13 protein-coding genes and 1 rRNA gene are annotated in these 16,440 nt (G+C 48.4%); 5 read left to right on the plus strand and 9 right to left on the minus strand.

Going from position 1 to position 16,440, the window contains the following annotated elements; genetic code table 11:
* Positions 1-68 (minus strand): 16S ribosomal RNA (locus L2713_RS20220); the annotation flags it as partial.
* A gap of 664 nt (positions 69-732) precedes the next feature.
* On the opposite strand from L2713_RS20220, the gene L2713_RS20225 reads away from it, so the two are divergent.
* Complete coding sequence (locus L2713_RS20225) at positions 733-1,197, plus strand: RNA-binding protein (protein ID WP_011715450.1); 465 nt, start codon at positions 733-735, stop codon at positions 1,195-1,197.
* Between the two features lie 11 nt (positions 1,198-1,208).
* Here the strand turns inward: L2713_RS20225 and murI are convergent, their stop codons facing one another.
* Positions 1,209-2,027: a glutamate racemase gene (gene murI / locus L2713_RS20230; RefSeq protein ID WP_248969086.1), complete on the minus strand. Its 819-nt coding sequence runs from the start codon at positions 2,025-2,027 to the stop codon at positions 1,209-1,211.
* A 141-nt stretch (positions 2,028-2,168) separates the two neighbouring features.
* Here murI and trmA point away from each other — a divergent pair, with 141 nt between their 5' ends.
* Complete coding sequence (gene trmA / locus L2713_RS20235) at positions 2,169-3,266, plus strand: tRNA (uridine(54)-C5)-methyltransferase TrmA (protein ID WP_248969087.1); 1,098 nt, start codon at positions 2,169-2,171, stop codon at positions 3,264-3,266.
* A gap of 69 nt (positions 3,267-3,335) precedes the next feature.
* On the opposite strand, the gene fabR is transcribed toward trmA, so the two are convergent.
* Complete coding sequence (gene fabR / locus L2713_RS20240; protein ID WP_011070594.1) at positions 3,336-3,950, minus strand: HTH-type transcriptional repressor FabR; 615 nt, start codon at positions 3,948-3,950, stop codon at positions 3,336-3,338.
* Positions 3,951-4,093: 143 nt separating this feature from the next.
* On the opposite strand from fabR, the gene L2713_RS20245 reads away from it, so the two are divergent.
* From L2713_RS20245 to mnmH, 3 genes are all read left to right on the plus strand, one after another.
* Entirely contained in the window at positions 4,094-5,200 is a 1,107-nt protein-coding gene (locus L2713_RS20245) for an acyl-CoA desaturase (RefSeq protein WP_109286561.1), read from the plus strand.
* A gap of 96 nt (positions 5,201-5,296) precedes the next feature.
* Complete coding sequence (selD, locus tag L2713_RS20250; protein WP_248969088.1) at positions 5,297-6,355, plus strand: selenide, water dikinase SelD; 1,059 nt, start codon at positions 5,297-5,299, stop codon at positions 6,353-6,355.
* Positions 6,355-7,509 (plus strand): tRNA 2-selenouridine(34) synthase MnmH, encoded by a 1,155-nt coding sequence (gene mnmH, locus L2713_RS20255; RefSeq protein ID WP_248969089.1) that lies wholly within the window; start codon positions 6,355-6,357, stop codon positions 7,507-7,509. The genes selD and mnmH overlap by 1 nt, the downstream gene beginning before the upstream one ends.
* Before the next feature lie 54 nt (positions 7,510-7,563).
* Here mnmH and L2713_RS20260 read toward each other — a convergent pair whose 3' ends face one another.
* The 6 genes from L2713_RS20260 to L2713_RS20285 all read right to left on the minus strand — a co-directional run.
* Positions 7,564-9,426, minus strand: a complete 1,863-nt coding sequence (locus L2713_RS20260; RefSeq protein WP_248969090.1) for an MFS transporter — start codon at positions 9,424-9,426, stop codon at positions 7,564-7,566.
* On the minus strand, positions 9,417-10,028 hold the full coding sequence (locus L2713_RS20265; protein WP_248969091.1) for a TetR/AcrR family transcriptional regulator: 612 nt from the start codon (positions 10,026-10,028) through the stop codon (positions 9,417-9,419). Before L2713_RS20265 ends, L2713_RS20260 begins: the two co-directional genes overlap by 10 nt.
* Before the next feature lie 229 nt (positions 10,029-10,257).
* A complete protein-coding gene (locus L2713_RS20270) occupies positions 10,258-10,701 on the minus strand; it encodes a GNAT family N-acetyltransferase (RefSeq protein WP_248969092.1) in 444 nt (147 codons plus the stop codon).
* 6 nt (positions 10,702-10,707) lie between these two features.
* The gene (gene cysQ / locus L2713_RS20275; protein ID WP_011624787.1) at positions 10,708-11,520 is read right to left on the minus strand and encodes a 3'(2'),5'-bisphosphate nucleotidase CysQ; all 813 of its coding nucleotides are present in this window, start codon (positions 11,518-11,520) and stop codon (positions 10,708-10,710) included.
* Positions 11,521-11,590: 70 nt separating this feature from the next.
* Positions 11,591-12,142 carry an ADP compounds hydrolase NudE gene (gene nudE / locus L2713_RS20280; RefSeq protein WP_011621002.1) on the minus strand — a complete coding sequence of 184 codons (552 nt, stop codon included), beginning with the start codon at positions 12,140-12,142 and terminating at the stop codon, positions 11,591-11,593.
* A gap of 237 nt (positions 12,143-12,379) precedes the next feature.
* On the minus strand, positions 12,380-16,440 hold a 4,061-nt coding region (locus L2713_RS20285), incomplete at its 5' end, for an Ig-like domain-containing protein (RefSeq protein WP_248969093.1).

Below are 16,440 nucleotides of genomic sequence, written 5' to 3' on the forward strand. Positions count from 1 at the left end.
CGCTCGACTTGCATGTGTTAGGCCTGCCGCCAGCGTTCAATCTGAGCCATGATCAAACTCTTCAATTAAAAGTTTTTTGTTTAACTCGCGTTAAACGACTCAATGAATTCTACTGTTTTGATTCGCTTTGCTCACTAAGAAGCATCGCGTTTCAATTCATACATTACTGTATGTACATATTGCTATGAACACTCATTCATTGATTTAAATTTTGATTACTCGCCAAACGGCAGAGTAATTTCGATTAACTCAACACCTGTGAGTGTCCACACAGATTTGCTTGATAAATTTTTAAAGAGCGTTGACCATCGCCTTATCGCAAGTGATTTCAGCGGGTCAGGGCTGCGTATTCTACGCATTCCCGTTTTTGCGTCAAGTAGTTTTTGCAACTTTCTTTTCGCTCATCGAGGAGTGAATCACTCGATGAACTGGCACTTGAAACTGCGTATCGCTATCTGCCGTGTCAGTGGATGCGCATTATAGGGAGCAGAACTTTTTACGCAAGGGCTTTTTTCGCTTCTTCAAATCGTACGCCGATATTTTAAACATCATGTCTATTTTTTATCTATTTCTGCTTTGTTATTCGATTTTAAAACGAATTTTTATCTGAGAAATGATAATTCACGCTCAATTTTTCGGCAGTGGTCTAGTGTAAAAGTAAATAATTCATTACCATATGACTTGCTGTTAACAGTTATTTATCATTTTCTATTTCATTCAGAGAGCATTTATATGCAAAAGTCATTTCTTATTGTTTTGGTTATTGCCATTCTCGGCGCAATCGCGCTATCTCAATTTGCAACTACATTACCTGCGTACATCGCTTTTGTTGCTGGCGTTATCATTACTACTCTCGTTTTTAAATTTGTCCCTGAGACAAACCAAGCTCAAGGTGCAGATGAGCAATATGTTGGCCCGACTATGACACTCTATGTAGGCAACTTGCCTTATCGTGTCCATGAGGGTGAAGTAAAGGTTCTGTTTGGTGAGTTCGGCCCCGTCAACTCAGTACGTTTAGTACGTGATCGCAAAACGGGACGTCGTAAAGGGTTCGGCTTTGTGGAAATGTCCGAAGCGGGAGCTCAAAAGGCGATGGTCAAATTGAACGATTTTAACTTCCAAGAAAGAACCTTGAAGGTTAGAGAAGCGAAGACTCAAGATTCGGAAGCTGCCGACCGTACAGGTACCGATGAATAATCCGCGTTAATTTATCCGTTTGAGTTGATTGTGGTGATTCGCTCTAGGGTTGAAAAGCCACAATCGACTAACGTAGCCGCTAATCCCTTACTGATTTCTGCTTTAGTATAAAACGCCTGCATAAGTAAATTACTATGCGCGTCTTCCTGAACTTGCTCCTCACTCTTAGTCTCAGCCAACAAGGTTTTGACTCGCTTGGCGATAGCCTCTCCAGAATCGAGCAAGGTGACACCTTTACCTAATACCTGTTGCAGTTCATCACGCAGCATGGGGAAGTGAGTACATCCAAGCACCAGTACATCTAAGTCCGCTTCGACGATGGGCGATAGCACCTGTGTTAACCGCGCCATATCTAATTGGCCGGTGGCAATCTTCTGTTCGGCCATCAGCACTAATTCGGAAGATCCGAACAGCTCAACGTGGCAATCATCGGCAAATTGACTAATGAGTTCGTAGGTATAGTGACGCTTGACCGTACCAGGAGTGGCCAGCAAACCGATACGCTTACTTTTAGATAACTGCGCCGCGGGTTTAATGGCAGGGACAACACCCACCACAGGAATAGATAGAGTGGCACGCAGCGCGGGCAGCACAACAGTACTCGCGGTATTGCAAGCTACGACAACAATGGCGGCGTGGGTACACTCGACGACTTGGTCGATGAGCGCAACACAACCCGAGATAAGTTCCTGCTCTTCCAATTCGCCATAGGGCAATCTGGCATTATCGAATAAATAGCAGTAATCGTGATGTGGGAGCAGTTTGCGAATTTCGGCCAATACGGATAGACCGCCGATGCCAGAATCGAATACTAATATTGGTTGCGACAAGCCCGTCTCCAGTTAATTCGTTGCCCCATGCGCGGGCGGATTTTCCCACAGCTTTGCTCAAACCGCAAAACCAAGATGCTGGACATTCGTGTCACCTAGTATAAAATTTGCGCCCCAATTTACAGCCACGGTGAATCGACAATGAACTTAGCAGCAATGGATCCCACGACCTATGATGCGCAACTAACGGCAAAGCGTATCAAGCTAGAGCAGGCCTTTGCCCAATTTGAGACACCGAGTGTTGAAGTGTTTGCCTCAGAACCTGCCCACTATCGGATGCGTGCCGAGTTTCGCGTATGGCACGAGGGCGACGATTTATACTATTACATGTTCGATAAAGTATTGAACGACAAAGTTCGTTGCGATCAATACTTACCCGCAAGTGCCTTAATCAATCAGATGATGGCGGCGCTGATCGCCGAGTTAAAACCAAACCACAGCCTACGTCATAAACTCTTCCAAGTTGATTTTTTATCAACGCTCAGTGGTGAGATTTTAGTGTCACTGCTGTATCACAGACAGCTTGATGACCAATGGCGCAGCGAAGCCGCCGCACTTAAAGCCAGATTGAGCAGCCAATTTAAGGTCAATATCATTGGCCGTGCGCGCAAACAGAAAATCGATTTAGATAAAGACTTTGTGGTTGAGTCACTGCAAGTGAATGACAGAGTTTTCCATTACAAACAAATCGAAAACAGCTTTACCCAGCCAAATGCTAAGGTAGCGATCAAGATGTTGGAGTGGGCTATCGATGTGACTCAACACAGCCAAGGCGATTTACTCGAACTTTACTGTGGTAATGGCAACTTCTCCATCACGCTGGCACAAAACTTTAATCGCGTGCTCGCGACCGAGTTGGCTAAACCTTCAGTCGATGCTGCCCAGTACAATATTGAAGTCAACAATATCGATAATCTGCAGATTATCCGTATGTCGGCGGAAGAATTTAGCGATGCCATGGCGAAAAAGCGCAGCTTTAGACGCTTAGAAGGCATAGATTTGGATAGCTATGTCTGCAACACCATTTTTGTCGACCCACCTCGAGCAGGTATTGACCCTGCGACGTTGGAGTTAGTGCAAGGTTATGAGCGGATCCTGTATATCTCTTGTAATCCCGACACCTTGAAAGACAATTTGCAGCAATTAAATCAGACCCATAAAGTCACCCGTTTTGCCCTGTTTGATCAGTTCCCTTATACCGATCATATGGAAACAGGTGTACTGCTTGAGCGTCGTTAAGCGACTCTATGTATCTAAAAATAAAGGAGCCATTGGCTCCTTTATTTTTAGACTAAATCACAATTTAACTTAACGATGCTCAACCTTATGTTGTAAGGCTTCGGCGCCCTTCGCCACCATACGTAATTGCATCACCAGTTGATCGGCGAGCACTTTACGATCGGCGCGCTTCATATCCAGTGCCGACGCTCCGGCGTTAAACACTAAGGTCACTAACGCTTCAGCCTGTGCTCTAGCCAACATAGGCGTACGGCCCGCCGTCGCTTCGGTGTAATGGGCCAGTTCAGAGATAAAATGTTCAATCTCACGGGCTACCGCCGCGCGGAAGGCCGCCGAAGTCCCTGAACGCTCATGTAATAAGATTCTGAAAACGTTTGGATTAGAATCAAGTACTTCCATAAAGGTATCCACAGAAATGCGGATCACACTGCCCCCGGCTTCGGCACGTTGTCGCCCCTTTCGCATCATCTGTCTTAGGGTGAGCCCGCCTTCGTCGACCATGGTCAACCCAAGCTCATTCATATCCTTAAAATGACGATAAAAGGATGTGGGCGCAATGTTGGCTTCCCTCGCCACCTCTCGCAAGCTTAAGCTAGAGAAACTTCGCTCAGCACTGAGCTGGTTAAACGCCGCATCGACCAATGCCCGCCGAGTTTTCTCTTTTTGCTGTGCACGAATACCCATTCTTCAATCCGCTAACTGAATGTAATGACGCGATAATACCGCTTTTGCGTCTGAAACACAGCCCCACCCACCTTGACCAAACAAGATTGCTAGGCTAAATTAGCTTACAGTTGTACGCTCAAATGCGGATATTGGAAACTATAATGAATAAACCCCCTATCATCTGGCTAAATGTCATCCTCTTTAGCCTCACCTTCCTCAGTGCAGTTATCCTCGTTCCTTGGTATGGCCTAACCCAGGGTTTCGGCGCCAGCGAATGGATTGCTTTTGTAGTGTTAGCCTTTGCAAGTGGTCTGTCGATCACAGCCGGTTACCATAGACTCTGGTCGCACAAGGCCTATAAAGCTCACCCTGCGGTACGTTTCCTCTACGCGCTTGGCGGTGCATTAGCATTACAAAACAGTGCATTACATTGGGCATCCGATCATCGTGTGCACCATAAGCATGTTGATGACAATGATAAAGACCCCTACTCGGCTAACATGGGTTTCTGGTACAGCCATATCGGTTGGATGCTGCGCGAATACCAAGCCCAACGCTACCATGACTACCAAAACGTGCGTGATTTGCAGAACGACCGTATCGTGATGTGGCAACACAAGCACTATCTCGCCCTCGTCATTCTGATGAACATTGGTTTGCCCGCGCTACTCGGCTGGTTCACTGGTAATATCGCTGGCATGTTGCTGATGGCTGGATTACTGCGCTTAGTCGTTGTGCATCACTGCACCTTCTTCATCAACTCCCTCGCCCACGTGTGGGGTAGCCAACCTTATACCGATAAAAACACCGCCCGTGACAACGGTTTTCTGGCGATGTTGACCTACGGTGAGGGTTACCATAATTTCCACCATATCTTCGAAAACGATTACCGTAACGGCATTAAGTGGTGGCATTACGATCCGACTAAGTGGTTGATTAAGGCGTTATCTTGGGTTGGATTAGCCAAAGACTTACGCACCAGTCCACAGGAACGGATTGAGAGCGCACGCTTACAGATGCAACTGCTGAATGCCAAAAATAAAGTGATCCATCTGCCCAATGCCGATGAAGTGATTGAGAAAATCCAACAGGAATACGAGTTAATGAAGGAACATTTACTCGAATACTATCAGGCGAAAAAGGCGCTGTTAGAAGCCAAACGTAAGCAACTGGTCGATCAACAGTTGTTACTGCAAGTCGAAGAATTGAAGACACGATTCCTGACTCAGCAAAAAAGCTGGAAGAGCCTCACGGCAAGTTATAGCTAGACCACAATTCTCGGTAAAAATCATACGGCCGCCTTGCATGGTGGCCGTATCCTATTATGATGATGCCTCAATCACTTTTTACAGGATGTAGGGCTCATGTCGAATTCCGCTGTATCTTCCGCCGATAGCATTAAACTCACAGAATATAGTCATGGTGCCGGCTGCGGCTGTAAAATTTCCCCTAAAGTACTGACTACGATTCTTGCCTCGCAGCTGCCTGTATTTACCGATCCTAACCTGTTGGTTGGCAATCAAAGCCGTGATGATGCAGCCGTTTATAAGCTCAATGATGAAATCGGCATTATCAGTACCACCGACTTTTTTATGCCAATCGTAGATGACCCCTTTACCTTTGGCCGTATCGCCGCCACCAATGCCATTAGCGATATCTATGCCATGGGTGGTACGCCCATGATGGCGATTGCGATATTAGGCTGGCCAGTGAACAAACTCCCCGCCGAGATCGCACAGCAAGTAGTCGATGGTGGCCGTCAAGCCTGTATGGAAGCTGGGATAATGCTGGCCGGTGGTCACAGTATCGATGCGCCTGAGCCAATCTTTGGCCTTGCGGTCACAGGGCAAATCGCCCTGACGGATTTAAAACAAAACGATACAGCAAAAGCGGGCGATCGTTTGTATCTCACTAAACCAATCGGTATTGGCATTCTCACCACGGCACAAAAGCAGAAGAAGCTCAAAGATGAAGATAGCCAAATTGCAGTCAATGCCATGTGCCAGCTCAATAGCATAGGCGCCAAAATCGCTAAAATTAAAGGCGTGAATGCCCTCACCGATGTCACAGGTTTTGGGCTTGCGGGCCACCTACTGGAAGTATGCCAAGGCGCTAAACTCACCGCTAAACTTGACCTCGATTTGGTACCACTCTTGCCGCGTGCCCTCGACTATCTAGCGCAAGGCTGTATACCCGGTGGAACCCATCGTAACTACGACAGTTGTGGCGAACACTTGCCCGCACTTACCGATCATCAAAAAGCCATTTTGTGTGACCCACAAACCAGTGGCGGCTTGTTAGTGGCTGTGTCGAGTGAAGCCGAAGCGGAACTGGTGGCACTGCTGAATACCCATCAGATTGAGCCTATCTGTATTGGTTCGCTAGAAACGCCCACCTCCACCGCCAATGTGGTGCTGTGTTAATGACAACTAAGCTCATCCCCGCCCAGCAATATCACGATATCTTTATCGCTGGGCAGCCATTAATCGACTTAAGAGCGCCAATCGAGTTTGACCGCGGTGCTTTTCCTTCCTCGGTAAATCTGCCGTTAATGGTTGATAAGGAAAGGGAAAAAGTCGGCACTTGCTACAAAGAGCAAGGACAGCAAGCCGCGATAGCCCTGGGCCATTCCCTCGTGCATGGCGTGGTAAAACAACAGCGTATTGATGCTTGGTTAAACTTTTTATCGGCCCACCCCCAAGCTTATCTTTACTGCTTTCGCGGCGGGCTACGCTCACAGTTAACTCAGCAATGGCTGCAAAAAGCAGGCGTTACCGTGCCTTATGTGCAGGGCGGCTACAAAGGCATGCGCCAATATTTAATTGGTGTAATTGAGGCGGCGCCAAGTCTGCAACCCTTGCTAAGCCTGAGCGGTATGACGGGAAGCGGTAAAACCGATTTTTTAAAACGACGTAAAGAAGCAATCGATCTCGAAGGCATAGCAAATCACAGAGGCTCGAGCTTTGGAAAAAACATCGACCCACAACCAACACAAATTAACTTTGAAAATCGGCTCGCCATTGCCCTGTTACACCATCAATTAGGTAATCACGCCTGTTTGTTGCTCGAGGATGAAAGCTTTTTGATTGGCCGCTCGGCGCTGCCGCAAAGCTTTTATAGCGCCATGCAGACGGCCGATATTGTAGTACTCGAAGAAGACGATGACATCAGGCTCACTCGCTTACTCGATGAGTACGTTCATAAAATGCACCGAGGATTTATCGAGCGTCTCGGCTTAGAGGCAGGTTTCGAAGCCTTTAGCCACTACCTATTACAGAGTCTTGGCAGCATTCGCAAACGTCTTGGCGGTAAGCAATATCAAGAGTTGCAAGACATCATGCAGCAAGCACTGTCTCAGCAACTTAATCAAAACCAAACCTCACAGCATTTGGCTTGGATAAGCCTGCTACTGCACAAGTATTACGACCCCATGTACGAATACCAGTTGCAGAAAAAAGCCGGCAATATTCTGTTTAGAGGGAGTCACCAAGCCACGCATGAGTGGCTGGATAACTATCAGCGAGATAACTATCAGCGGAATAACGATCCGTTGAATAGCCACCACTCAAAAGGCTAAAAACAAGAAAACCGTGTGCTAACTGCCACGGTTTTCTTTATCTATCTCGTCAAGTTAGGACTTATTGAGTAGATTCGCGACACTATCCCTGAGCGAGTGCCGATCAGCCTTTTGCCCATCCACCACATCCGTTAAGCTCACCGATACCTTGGACCAAAAGCGTTTCGGCATTGTGGTCAATGCATGGCCATCCTTATGACTAAAGTAAGAACCCCACAGACCATTGAGTGCCATAGGGATCACGGGCACGGGATCGCGGGCCAAGATTTTATCGATACCGGGACGGAACTCACCAAGTTCACCATCGGGGGTTAAACGACCTTCAGGGAAGATACACACCAACTCGCCATTCGCTAACGCTTCATGAATTGATTCAAAAGCTTGATTGTAAGTGGTCTCACTCTGGCGCGGCGAACAAATCGGGATCACCCCAGCATGGCGGAACAGGTATTTCAGCACCGGAATTTCACTGATCGATTTATCCATCACAAAACGAATCGGCCGGGTCGAGGCTCCCATAATGATTAACGCATCCACATAGCTCACATGGTTACAGACTATGATGCCAGCGCCTTCTTTAGGGATCTTTTCTCGTCCAGTCACAGTCACTCGATACATCACATGGCTGAGTAAGTAACTGATAAATCGTTGTGTGAACTCAGGCACCTGCGAATACACGTAAAGTGCAACCACAAAGTTCATCACCGCCAGCAGTAAGAATAACTGTGGAATACTCAAGCCAGCCACCCCGAGTAACAGCATAGACAACAACGCCGACGCCACCATAAACAGCGAGTTCATAATGTTATTCGCGGCAATCGCTTGCGCACATTCTCCCTTAGCGGAACGCGCTTGAATAAAGGCATACAGAGGCACGATAAATAGACCGCCGCTGACACCAATCATAAAGAAGTCCAACATCACTCGATAATGCTTCTGCTCGGCAATAAAGGAGTGTAAGCCATAGACAAACTGCGCATCCGCAGGTGCAGGGGGAATCGCCCAAAGCAAGTCCACACCAAATACAGTTAACCCAAGCACCCCAAAGGGCAGCAAGCCTAACTCCACATGGCCAAAGGAAAAACGCTCACAGACAAAGGAGCCCACCGCAATCCCGATAGAGAACATCCCCAGCAGCAGCGACACCACGGTCGCGCCAGAATGCAAATGCAGCTTAGCAAAGTTAGGGAATTGGGTCAGATATGTGGCCCCCAAGAACCAGAACCAGCTAATGGCGAGGATAGCCATCCAAATCGAAGGCGTTTGACGCGCCTTCTTTATGGTGCGCCAAGTGCCTGATAATGGGCGAAATTGGATTTTTTCTACTGTGCCCTGCGGCGGTAAAGCAGGGATCGCGCGGCTAGATAGATACCCCGCCAAGGCAAGGCTCGCGACCGTGATGGCCGACCATAGGGTGGCATTGTTTTCAGATACTAAAATCCCGGCACTCAAGGTACCAATCAAGATAGACAGAAACGTCCCCATCTCAACCCAGGCATTGCCCGTCACTAACTCATCCTCTTTTAAGGCTTGAGGTAATAGGGAATATTTGACTGGGCCAAAATAGGCTGACTGACTACCAGTTAAAAACAACAGTAATAACATCATCATGTAATTTTCGCTCACGATGGCCGCGGCGGCGCTGAACATAATGATGACTTCGAGCAGTTTTAAGCGACGGATAAGTTTGGCCTTATCCATATTGTCGGCCACCACGCCTGCATGGGCCGAAAACAGGAAAAACGGCAGAATAAATACCCCCGCCGCCAAATTGACAAACATATCGACACTAATTGGTAAATCGTTGACTTGGCTGAAGGTAACCAGCAGCAACAACACATTTTTATAGATATTGTCGTTAAGAGCCCCAAGGCATTGGGTAGCAAAATACGGTAAAAAACGTTTTGTTAGCAGCATGATGCTTCCCTCTGATAACCCATTCCCTGTAAATACCCAGTCACATGACTTTCTAACAAAGCGGGTAAAGATGCCGTATCGGCAAACAATTTATTATCCAGTGATAAGGCGGTGAGGCCGTGAATGCCGCCCCAGAGTACTCGACTCATTTGGAGTTGCTGCTCGACAGTCTTATTGGGGAACAACAGGGCTAACTCACGTTCAATTAAACTAAATAAACCCGCGATAAGTTGGCCTTGGGATTCGGGCAAAGGTTCACTGTCGAGTAACTGCAGTTCAAATACCAACTTAAAACATTGGCGCTGTGCATGAGCAAACTCAGCGTATTTTTGCGCCATGCTGATGATTTGATTGCGACTACTCTCTGCATTTACCTCGGAGAGCTCATGCATCAGCGCCTGCAACGTTGCCTCAGAAACGGCTAACAGTAGGTAGTTATAACTACCAAAGATATTGATTAAGGTACTCGGCACATAGCCAATCTGGCTAGCAATCTTGCGTAAACTCAGTTCTTGTGTCCCTTGCTGCTGCAGCAGTGCCATTGCCGCCTCTATTGCCATAGCACGAATCTCATCATGACTATGTTCTTTGCGTCTCGCCATAGGTCTCACTCCCTGTTGAATGCTGTGAGACTAACAGCCTCAAAAATAAAAAACAACGTTCAAAATAAGTTTATTTTGCGTACAGCATGAAATAAAAGGCATAAAAATGAGGGAAGAAGGGCTAATTCTGAGGTATTCACTCGATGGGAACCTTGGAGAAATTTAACTTTTAGCGCATAAAAAAACGGCGGCCTCAATCGAGGACACCGTTTCGACATTGAACTTTTACCTAGCGGCAGTGATAACTCATTACGACCCTATCGGCCCCGGCGCCAAAATAGTCCGTTTCGAAGTCGGTATCGACAAATCCTAAACGTTGGTATAAACCATGGGCAGGATTATGGGGATCGACGGTTAAATCCACCCGCTTCACCTGAGGTGGTAGTTGGCTTAAACATTGTTGGATTAATTGTTTACCAATGCCTTGGCCGCGGGCTTGCTCACTCACCGCCACGGATAGAATCCACATACAGGCAGGGTCGCTACTTTGAGCGCAGAGCAAATAGCCTAAAAGCTCCCCGCCATCATCTAGGGCAACCAGAAACTGCTCAGGCCAACAATCAAACCCTTGGCGGAAGAAAAAATCGGGATAACAATGATCGCCAAAGATAGCCTGCTCAAGTTGAAAAACATCGGCTAACTCTGACTTTAATACTGGACGGATAGACTGCATGTAAAACTATTCACCAATTAAAATCTTATCCCACTCTAAATTGGGCGCACCAACAACAATAAAGTTAGGATTTTCAAGCGTTTCACGCTCGTTATAGGTTAAAGGCTGCAGCTCGGTATCCATGAGCTGGCCACCCGCCTCCTCAATAATAATCTGCGCGGCGCCAGTGTCCCACTCACCTGTCGGCCCGACTCGCACATAACAATCGGCGCGTCCTTCGGCAACCAGACAGCTCTTCAGGGCCGCACCGCCCATGACCACCAGCTCACAGTGCTTAGGCTGATTGAACAGGGTCAACACAGATTGAGGGTCCTGACGACGACTCACCGCTAACCTTAGGGAAACTTGCTCACGGTGCTCAATTTGCCGACTACTAATACGCACTTCTTGCTTATCGGTCCGTTTATAGGCACCTAATCCCGCGATAGCGTAGTAGCACACCTGCGTCATCGGCACATACACCACACCCATCACCGGACGATTGTGTTCCACCAGCGCGATGATCACCGAAAAGTCACCACTACCGGCAATAAACTCCCCCGTGCCATCGAGAGGGTCGACTAACCAATAACGTTTCCAGCCTTCACGCACGCTTAGGGGAATATCGGCAGCCTCTTCAGACAGGATAGGAATATCGGGCGTCAATGCGGCTAAGCGTTCACAGATCAGCTTATTCGCCGCTAGGTCCGCCGAGGTGACAGGGGTATTATCAGACTTGGTTTCTCGCTCAAAATTACCCTTGAGGTAAATCTCACGAATAGTGCGACCCGCATCCGTTGCTATCGCAATCACCTCGTCGATTAACTCTTCTGGCTTCATAACCACTCCAATCGCAAACTTCGCGAATGATTTACAAGCACTCAGTTGCTGAACGCTTTAACGAAAAAGATTATTTAAGTTGTAGGTGTTTCTGCGCTAAAAACAATGCGCTCACACTACGAGATTCGGAAAAATCGCTATTATCGAGTAACGCTTCCCACTCGGCCAACGCCCAAGGCACGACATCTATGGGTTCTGGCTCATCGCCTTCGAGCCGGCTTTCATATAAATCTTCTGCTATGAAAATTTGCATCTTGCTAGAGAAATAACCCGGCGCAAGGCTAAGTTCTTTCAACAATGTCAGCTTACGCGCCCCAAAACCGATTTCTTCCTGCAATTCTCGATTGGCCGCTTCGATAGCTTGCTCACCTGGGTCTATTAATCCCTTAGGAAAACCTAGCTCGTAATTGTCGGTGCCAGCGGCATATTCACGGGCTAACAGCATGTTACCTTGATGAATGGGCACCACCATCACAGCACCACGACTACCACCTTTCATCCGCTCATACTGGCGCTCGACACCGTTGGAGAATTTAAGATGGACCTGTTCAATTTGAAACAAGCGGCTCTTAGCGACAACTTCGGTATGTAAGATTTCCGGCTTATGGTGCCGCTGCGACATAACTGCCCCTGGATAAAAATAGCAACAAACAAACTAGGATAAGTGACAATCTTACTATCCTGTCTTTAATCTACAACCTGAATTTAGTGCGGCTATTCCAAAGACCACCATCCAAGCCATGGGATTTAAATCACATACTCAGCCACGACAAAGGAGAAGCGGTTAAAATTTTCTGCTTTTTATCGCGAAAATTCACCAACAAAAAAGGGGCTAAGCCCCTTTTAATGTCGACATAAACTAAAACTGATAACGCAGATTGAGTTGATAGCTCAATAGGTCATTCGGTTCAATATCAATGTATTGATAACCTAAGCCTACAGACCAAGCATCACTAAATTGGTAACTGAAACGCACTCCCGCATACCAATCTGTGCCATCTAAGTCGGTCTTGATCGTGGTATTGCCCATGCTACTACTAATATCCGCTTGCCAATGGAACAAGCCAACGGGCACCTCAAAACGCCAGCCTTGATGCTGCAGCAAGGTAAATCTCAAGCCCAACGTAACCCCATCGGCAAGGACTGGAGTGACGGCTTTCACCAACTCATGGTATTGCTCCGGCGTTAGCGTTGCGCCCTTAATTCTCGCACTTCCTTCACCAAAATCGGCATAGCCCAGTTCTAACGCTACGGTCGGCGTCCATTGATAACCCAGACTCACCCCAAAAGCAGTATCCGAGTCATCGACGTTGAGGAGCTGTCCCTCTCCCACTTGGATATTCAACTCAGGCAGTGTTTTATCGGCCTGAGCTTGGCCAATAAAACCCTCAACATACCAGTCTGTTGCCTGCGCCTGTTGCGTCACACTGAGCAATAACAGGCAGCCTAAGGCCAATCGCTGTAACTCACGGCGACGCAACATCGCGCATACCAAAATAAATGCCAACGCCCATAAGGTCATACTACCTCCTCCCGATTTATTATCGATAATGACCTCTTGATAGGCTTTCACCGTGATAAGCACTTGCCCCGTCGCTTCACCACCTTGGCCGTCGCTAATCCTATAGGTCACGGTATCCACACCATCGAATCCTGTTTTAGGGATATAGCGCAGTTTATTCGCCTCAATAGTCACAGTGCCTTGTTGAGCCGTCGCACTTAGCAGGGTCAACGTATTACCATCCACATCAGTGTCATTACTTAGCACATCGATAAGCAGGCTGGTACGATCATCGGTGGCGGCGCTGTCGTCGACAGTCACAGGTGCAGTGTTGCCATTCACCACTATCGTCAGCTCACTACTTGCCGTACCACCTTTGCCATCGGTAATGCTATACACCAACACATCGGTGCCGATAAAGTCTGCCGCCGGCATGTAACTGATCCGTTGATCCGCTAACACTGTGACGGTGCCAAACTCACTAATCACTTGTGTGACGCTCAAACTATCCCCATCGCTATCCGTATCGTTGGCAAGCACATTCACATCAATACTCTGGTTCCAAGCAATTGCTGCGGAGTCGGGATTGGCGACAGGTAAGTGGTTACCATTGAGCATCACAGCAACACCACTTGGGTCAACAATAGTACGGTTAGCCACACCATCATCATCGTTAGGGCCGCCATCTTCGATGGTCAACTGCACACACCAATGGCCTTCAGTTAATCCCGGCGTCCAACGGCTATCCCCCGGTGGCGGGCAGAAACCACGCTCACCCTCGGTACTGGCGACAATGTTGTTTGCATCAATCACAAAGTCTCGCCAGCCCGCTTGAGCATTGAACTTGCGATAGACGGCATTCGCAGGAACGGGCGAACGTTGTGGCAATACCAAGCTATAGCTTTGACCCTGTTGTGGTAGGCCCGTGGCGATAAAGTCGAAAATACCGCCAACATTGGCTGCTAAAGCATCTTCAGCCACGGCTTCTGGCTGTAGCTGCACGCCGCTCTGTCCACGGCTTAGGGCAATATTCCCCAAACGTAAACAGACGCCCGCCTGCCCTTCGGCCAAGAAGTAGACTGGCTGCAATTCACCTTCAGGCATCACATTACAGTCGTTATTTGCATCCAAATAATCTGGGATGCCATCACGATCGTTGTCGCTATAGCCTTCTTGATCATCGGGAATTAAATCGCCATCCGTATCGGCACTCGTCAATGCGGCTAAACTTGGACGCACTACGATGTACACTGTTTCGGTACTCGACAGCACAGGCGAACCATCATCGGTCACCGTTAGGCTCACAGGATAAATCCCCGGTGACACCGCGGCTGGAGAGAATGTCATACCTGTCGCATCCGCTTGCAAGCTTAATGCGCCGCTTGCCCACGTCAGCGTCAATGTATCTTGCTCATTGGCATCGGAGGCAGTGGCACGAATATGCACATCACCGCCATTTTGCGCGACAATGACTTGCTGCTGGCCAGCTTGAGTCACCGCTAAACTGACCTGTGGTGCAATATTGGCTTCGGTAATCACCACTTGAGTCTGCTGCTTACTACCAAGATTCAGGCTTGAATCTAGGCTGATAAGCACCTCTTCATTCCCTTCGGTCACACCATCGTTCAGAGTAGTAAAGTGGATTTCTGCCATTTGACCCGAGGTTATCTCGACAACACCATCAACCAAATCATGGTCGCTGCTATCGGCTGAACCGGATACTGTGTATGGAATACTCAATGGATAGTTTGGCGCCTCACCATTGAGGTGAACACTCACAGTCACTTGATTACCTTCAGCAACGACTTGATCTTTGCTCAGTGAAATTAATGGATTGACTTTGATCTTCTGCGCTTTAATCGCCTTATTACCTTCGCCGTCAACTGCCTGCCAATAGGCTAAGTAGTTGCCAGGTGCGAAGAACAAGCTCTTATTCACCAGCGATACAGGTAATGGGTGCCCATTACGGTCAACCGCCTTGGCAAAACCGAGTTTCACCCGCGTAAACAGGCCAGTCGCATTCACCTCCACATCATCAGGTAGGATGATCACGGGTTGATTCGCTGAGTCAGCGCCTTCAATCAGCACATTCACTTTGGCGGTTGCTCGGCCTTTGTTGCCATCGCTAATGGTATAACGCAGTGCAACAGGCCCCACATAAGCCTCGGGCGCGGTAAAACTGAGTCCATCAGCAGTGATTTGCACACTGCCAATATCCGCAGCGGCACCATCAATGGTTAAGGTGTCACCATCGACATCCACATCGTTTGCCAACACCACCAGCGAATAGGTGTCATTGGGGGTGCTGGTTAAGGTATAGCTGTCATCGACCGCTTGAGGATCGTCGTTCACAGGCGTAACCGTAATGGTGACAGTCGCAGGCTCCGAGCTTAACTCTGCATCTTTGGCAATAAAGTTAATAGAATCAGTACCATTAAAATCCTTCTCAGGCGTATAGAGCCAGACACTACCATGTTGCTCTAAGGTACCAGAGGCAGGTTGCGCGGTGATCTCATAGGTCAGAGGATCATTATCGGCATCCTCAGCGGCAAACGTAATCATCAGCGAACTATCTTCTTCTAGCGTCACTGTCTGATTGGTCGCAACTGGTGCATCGTTAACATTCGCCACCACAACCGTAAAGCTCTGGTCGGCCGTTAAACCATCCACGTCTGTGGCGCGTAGCACCACCGCATGGTTACCCACGTTAGTGTTAGTCGGGGTACCACTCAGCACGCCCGTCGCCGCATTAAAACTCAGCCAGCTTGGCAGTGTGACTGCACTTAAAGTCAGACTGTCTCCCACATCGCTGTCCGTCGCCACCAAGGTGTAGCTATAGGCAGCATCTTGGGTGGCACTGGTGAGTGCGGTTGAACTGATGGTCGGTGCATCATTGACGTTCGCCACCACAATCGTAAAGCTCTGGTCTGCGGTTAAGCCATCAACATCCGTTGCTCGTAACGCTACCGAATGGTTACCCACGTTAGTGTTAGTCGGCGTACCACTCAGCACGCCCGTCGCCACATTAAAACTCAGCCAGCTTGGTAAGGTCACCGCGCTTAAGGTCAGACTGTCGCCCACATCGCTGTCCGTCGCCACCAAGGTGTAGCTATAGGCTGCATCTTGAGTGGCACTGGTGAGTGCGGTTGAACTGATGGTCGGTGCATCGTTGACGTTCGCCACCACAATCGTAAAGCTCTGGTCAATCGTCAGACCATCTCCGTCCGTGGCACGTAACAATACTGCATGGCTACCCACATTAGCGTTAGTTGGGGTACCACTCAGCACGCCCGTCGCCGTATTAAAGCTCAGCCAGCTTGGTAAGGTCACGGTACTTAAGGTGAGACTGTCTCCCACGTCGCTGTCTGTTGCGACTAAGGTGTAGCTATAGGCTGCATCTTGAGTCGCACTCGTTAACG

Origin of the sequence: Shewanella seohaensis, assembly GCF_023283775.1 — a bacterium.
Lineage (GTDB): Bacteria > Pseudomonadota > Gammaproteobacteria > Enterobacterales > Shewanellaceae > Shewanella > Shewanella seohaensis.

What these genes read in the sequence shown, in the direction of transcription:
- L2713_RS20225 (WP_011715450.1), top strand. Translation starts at nt 733, where the DNA reads ATGCAAAAGTCATTTCTTATTGTTTTGGTTATTGCCATTCTCGGCGCA.
- trmA (WP_248969087.1), top strand. Translation starts at nt 2,169, where the DNA reads ATGAACTTAGCAGCAATGGATCCCACGACCTATGATGCGCAACTAACG.
- fabR (WP_011070594.1), bottom strand. Translation starts at nt 3,950, where the DNA reads ATGGGTATTCGTGCACAGCAAAAAGAGAAAACTCGGCGGGCATTGGTC.
- L2713_RS20245 (WP_109286561.1), top strand. Translation starts at nt 4,094, where the DNA reads ATGAATAAACCCCCTATCATCTGGCTAAATGTCATCCTCTTTAGCCTC.
- selD (WP_248969088.1), top strand. Translation starts at nt 5,297, where the DNA reads ATGTCGAATTCCGCTGTATCTTCCGCCGATAGCATTAAACTCACAGAA.
- mnmH (WP_248969089.1), top strand. Translation starts at nt 6,355, where the DNA reads ATGACAACTAAGCTCATCCCCGCCCAGCAATATCACGATATCTTTATC.
- L2713_RS20260 (WP_248969090.1), bottom strand. Translation starts at nt 9,426, where the DNA reads ATGCTGCTAACAAAACGTTTTTTACCGTATTTTGCTACCCAATGCCTT.
- L2713_RS20265 (WP_248969091.1), bottom strand. Translation starts at nt 10,028, where the DNA reads ATGGCGAGACGCAAAGAACATAGTCATGATGAGATTCGTGCTATGGCA.
- L2713_RS20270 (WP_248969092.1), bottom strand. Translation starts at nt 10,701, where the DNA reads ATGCAGTCTATCCGTCCAGTATTAAAGTCAGAGTTAGCCGATGTTTTT.
- cysQ (WP_011624787.1), bottom strand. Translation starts at nt 11,520, where the DNA reads ATGAAGCCAGAAGAGTTAATCGACGAGGTGATTGCGATAGCAACGGAT.
- nudE (WP_011621002.1), bottom strand. Translation starts at nt 12,142, where the DNA reads ATGTCGCAGCGGCACCATAAGCCGGAAATCTTACATACCGAAGTTGTC.